This is a genomic window from Flavobacterium sp., from assembly GCF_028712645.1.
GTDB lineage: Bacteria > Bacteroidota > Bacteroidia > Flavobacteriales > Flavobacteriaceae > Flavobacterium.
Genome location: NZ_JAQTPQ010000343.1, coordinates 1 through 3,024, shown reverse-complemented (window position 1 = coordinate 3,024; position 3,024 = coordinate 1). Strand labels below are relative to the sequence as shown.

Below are 3,024 nucleotides of genomic sequence, written 5' to 3'. Positions count from 1 at the left end.
AAGAGTTTAATTTTGGTCAACCCCGTGAAAAAGTGATAGATAGAACGGTGATAAAGAGCCTAGAAATGTTGCGGAAAGAAATTTTAAAAAATGTGCTTTAATTTTTTGCTTCATCCGTTTATTTTTCTTTTCTTTGCACCCTGATTTTGAATAACGATAAAAGATAACAATAATGTCAAGAGTTTGTGACCTTACGGGTAAAAGAGCGATGGTAGGAAATAACGTTTCTCACGCTATGAATAAAACTAAGAGAAAATTTTCTGTAAACTTAGTTAAAAAGCGTTTTTATCTTCCAGAAGAAGACAGATGGATTACTCTAAGAGTAGCAGCATCTACGGTAAAAACAATTAACAAAAATGGAATCGCTGCAGTTTTGAAAAAAGCTCAAGCAGGCGGATTTATTAAATAATCCATTCCTAAATATATATCAAGATGGCAAAGAAAAGTAAGGGTAATAGAATCCAAGTAATTTTAGAGTGTACGGAACACAAAACATCAGGTGTTGCAGGAACTTCAAGATACATAACAACTAAGAACAAAAAAAATACTCCAGACAGATTAGAGATTAAAAAATTTAATCCAATCTTGAAACGTGTAACTGTTCATAAAGAAATTAAATAATTAGAAACTTTATTTAAAGTTTCAAATAACACATTATAAGTCATGGCAAAGAAAACCGTAGCATCGTTACAAACAGCTTCTAAGAGATTGTCAAAAGCCATCAAAATGGTGAAATCTCCAAAAACTGGCGCATATACATTCGTAGAATCTATTATGGCTCCTGAGGCAGTTGATGAATTTTTGAAAAAGAAATAATTCTCAAAGCATTTATAGAAAAGCTACTTTCATTCGGAAGTAGCTTTTTTATTTTCTATATTTACCGTTAGAAAAAATATTATTATTTTAGACTAATTTTTTTCTTAATACTATATATAAAATGAGTTTTTTTAAAAAAATATTTTCTTCAGAGAAAAAGCAAACCTTAGACAAAGGTCTTGAAAAATCAAAAACAAATTTCTTTTCAAAGTTAACCAAGGCTGTTGCAGGCAAATCAAAGGTTGATGATGAGGTGTTAGACAATTTGGAAGAAATCCTCGTTTCTTCAGACGTAGGAGTCAACACGACTTTAAAAATTATCACCCGAATAGAAAAACGCGTAGCCGAAGACAAATTCCTTGGAACAGACGAACTCAACCAAATCCTTCGAGAAGAAATTGCAGGGTTGCTTTCGGAAATCGATGCTGGCGAAGCCACCGAATTTGTAATTCCAATAAATAGCAAACCTTACGTTTTGATGGTTGTGGGAGTGAATGGAGTTGGAAAAACTACCACCATTGGAAAATTGGCTTTCCAATTCAAAAAAGCAGGATTTAAAGTGGTTCTTGGTGCAGCCGATACTTTTCGTGCGGCAGCAATTGATCAATTGCAAATTTGGGCTGACAGAGTTGGAGTTCCTATTGTAAGACAAAATATGGGTAGTGATCCAGCTTCAGTCGCTTTTGATACCTTGCAATCTGCAGTTGCTCAAAATGCTGATATCGTAATTATTGATACAGCAGGTCGTTTGCACAATAAAATCAACTTGATGAATGAGTTGACAAAAGTAAAACGCGTAATGCAAAAAGTGGTTGCTGATGCCCCGCACGACGTATTGTTAGTTCTAGATGGTTCAACTGGACAAAATGCATTCGAACAAGCCAAACAATTTACCGTTGCCACCGAAGTAACCTCGCTTGCTGTCACAAAACTTGACGGAACTGCAAAAGGTGGTGTTGTAATTGGAATTTCGGATCAATTTAAAATTCCTGTAAAATACATTGGTGTTGGAGAAGGAATTGAGGATTTACAAGTCTTCAATAAATATGAATTTGTAGATAGTTTTTTCAAATAATAGCACAATGAATTTTTATAAGAATATCAAACCGATTCACTTGTATTTTGCAAGTATTATAGCATTTGTTTTATGTAATATTATACGAGACAAAAATTTAATTCTATATTACATTCTATTATTAATAGGTGCAATTTTTTTTATACTTGGGTTTTTTAAAGGACGTAGCGAACGATAAATTTACTGATACAAAGCACTGATTTTTTGCCATAGCACATCGTCAAAATCAGATAAAGCCAAATTAACATTGTCGGCTGCATCTCCCATTCGAATGACCACCATTTTTTTGCTTGGAATAACATAAATTTTTTGATCATTTTTACCTAAAGCCATAAACATATCATTTGGCCCGGAGGGAATAAGACTTCCATTAAATTGAAATTGAGTTTGCGGAAGATGGTAACTTGACTTTCCGTTTAGCCACCACAAATAGCCATAACCTAAATTGATATTTTGTGATGTATTTGTAGCTTCGTTAAAAAAAGCTTCATTCAATATTACATTATTTTCCCATTTCCCTTTGTTGAGCATCAGTAAACCAAAACGTGCCATACTCCGAGTAGTACTCCAGTAAACACTGTTATTATCAACTTGTATCCAAGTTCCTGTCATTCCTATTTTATCTCTCAATTTTGTATTGAAATAGTTTATCCAAGTTTGTCCAGAGGCTTGTGCAATCACATCTTGTAATTTTACATATACATTGTGATATGCCCAGCGAGTTCCTGCATCAGCTTTGTAGGTTAAACTTGCTGGATCTACCGCGTCACCATTGGTAATATCTTCAAGGCCAGAAGTCATTGAGAGCAAATGTTTATTAGTTATCAAGTTTTCTTTGGACAAAGGCAAACTAGTCCATCCGGTTCCAATATAATCTGAAACCTTATTATTGATATTTAATATGCCTTCTTGTTGTGCTATTCCAGTCATAGTTGAGGTCAAGGTTTTTCCGGCACTTGCCCAATACCAAGGAGTTGAGGCAGAATGTCCGTTGAAATAATTTTCCATAACTATTCTGCCGTTAACAAGAATGATGAAGCCTTTGGAGTTTTTGAGTGCTAAATAATCTAGAAGCGGTTGGACTTCAGATTGCTTCCATCCTAAATCTGCAATCGATTTGGTTTCCCAATTAT

General features: G+C 34.1%; 5 protein-coding genes. 4 read left to right on the top strand and 1 reads right to left on the bottom strand.

Annotated features, from left to right (window positions below; genetic code table 11):
- Positions 1-172 precede the first annotated feature (172 nt).
- The 4 genes from rpmB to ftsY all read left to right on the top strand — a co-directional run bounded on the left by rpmB (position 173) and on the right by ftsY (position 1,891).
- Positions 173-409, top strand: coding sequence for a 50S ribosomal protein L28 (gene rpmB / locus PHC28_RS17550; RefSeq protein WP_103806174.1), 237 nt, complete (start codon positions 173-175; stop codon positions 407-409).
- Between the two features lie 23 nt (positions 410-432).
- On the top strand, positions 433-621 hold the full coding sequence (gene rpmG, locus PHC28_RS17545; RefSeq protein ID WP_194310820.1) for a 50S ribosomal protein L33: 189 nt from the start codon (positions 433-435) through the stop codon (positions 619-621).
- A gap of 42 nt (positions 622-663) precedes the next feature.
- Positions 664-816 carry a DUF4295 domain-containing protein gene (locus PHC28_RS17540; protein WP_066310049.1) on the top strand — a complete coding sequence of 51 codons (153 nt, stop codon included), beginning with the start codon at positions 664-666 and terminating at the stop codon, positions 814-816.
- A 121-nt stretch (positions 817-937) separates the two neighbouring features.
- Entirely contained in the window at positions 938-1,891 is a 954-nt protein-coding gene (gene ftsY, locus PHC28_RS17535; RefSeq protein ID WP_300103569.1) for a signal recognition particle-docking protein FtsY, read from the top strand.
- Between the two features lie 180 nt (positions 1,892-2,071).
- On the opposite strand, the gene PHC28_RS17530 is transcribed toward ftsY, so the two are convergent.
- Positions 2,072-3,024, bottom strand: a 953-nt coding sequence (locus tag PHC28_RS17530) for a serine hydrolase (RefSeq protein ID WP_300103565.1), incomplete at its 5' end; no start/stop codon positions are given.

Excerpts from the sequence above, each read along its gene's own strand:
- rpmB (WP_103806174.1), top strand. The coding sequence starts at position 173 with ATGTCAAGAGTTTGTGACCTTACGGGTAAAAGAGCGATGGTAGGAAAT.
- rpmG (WP_194310820.1), top strand. The coding sequence starts at position 433 with ATGGCAAAGAAAAGTAAGGGTAATAGAATCCAAGTAATTTTAGAGTGT.
- PHC28_RS17540 (WP_066310049.1), top strand. The coding sequence starts at position 664 with ATGGCAAAGAAAACCGTAGCATCGTTACAAACAGCTTCTAAGAGATTG.
- ftsY (WP_300103569.1), top strand. The coding sequence starts at position 938 with ATGAGTTTTTTTAAAAAAATATTTTCTTCAGAGAAAAAGCAAACCTTA.